The following is a 565-nucleotide window of genomic DNA, read 5'->3' as shown; positions in this document are numbered from 1 at the left end:
ATCTGGCAGGAGCAGGGGATCCCGCCCTGGCGACGAGACACCACGCCGCTGTTGTTTTACGGCGAAACGCTGATTGCGGCTGCGGGTGTTTTTGTGACGCGTGAGGGAGCAGCAGAAGATAAAGAAGGGGTGAGTCTGGTTTGGCATGCCTGAGGGCGCTGCGCTTATCAGGCCTACGTATCGCATGGAACGTAGGCCGGATAAGGTGCTTGCACCACCATCCGGCAACAAAATACTCAGGATTCGCTAACTACCACGGTACCAATTTCCGGGTGGCTGAAACTGGCGATTTTATCGAGACGAAGTTCACAAGACTCGCCGGAAACCTCGGCAAGCAGATACTCTACGTTTTTACGTAAGATCAAATCGTTCGCTTTTGCCTGCAAAACCTCGCCATCTTTTAACGTTAGCGTCAGTATTAAATGATGCATGCAGGCAAGCTCAAGACTATCGTAGTCATCGCAATTAATGGGTTGATACGTTTCATTCATTGACATAATCGCTCACCAGTAAGTTCGCGGCAGCATAAGCTGCCTTTTCCCTGACCGACTCTGAAAGGGCGCTA

3 protein-coding genes are annotated in these 565 nt (G+C 51.2%); 1 reads left to right on the top strand and 2 read right to left on the bottom strand.

Annotation, left to right across the window (positions count from 1 at the left end):
- Positions 1–153, top strand: a 153-nt coding sequence (tilS, locus tag K0335_RS22220; RefSeq protein WP_219394171.1) for a tRNA lysidine(34) synthetase TilS, incomplete at its 5' end; no start/stop codon positions are given.
- Positions 154–236: 83 nt separating this feature from the next.
- On the opposite strand, the gene rof is transcribed toward tilS, so the two are convergent.
- Complete coding sequence (gene rof, locus K0335_RS22215) at positions 237–497, bottom strand: Rho-binding antiterminator (protein ID WP_000062330.1); 261 nt, start codon at positions 495–497, stop codon at positions 237–239.
- Positions 484–565 (bottom strand): YaeP family protein (locus K0335_RS22210; RefSeq protein ID WP_219394170.1); only part of this gene is annotated, 82 nt, incomplete at its 5' end. The genes rof and K0335_RS22210, both read right to left, overlap by 14 nt.

The sequence above is a fragment of the Escherichia sp. GZ89 genome (assembly GCF_019366485.1).
Lineage (GTDB): Bacteria > Pseudomonadota > Gammaproteobacteria > Enterobacterales > Enterobacteriaceae > Escherichia > Escherichia fergusonii.
The sequence above is the reverse complement of the archived record's forward strand: the minus strand, read 5'-3'. Positions and strand labels throughout refer to the sequence as shown.

Coding starts and splice junctions, on each gene's coding strand:
- rof (WP_000062330.1), bottom strand. CDS start 497: ATGTCAATGAATGAAACGTATCAACCCATTAATTGCGATGACTACGAT.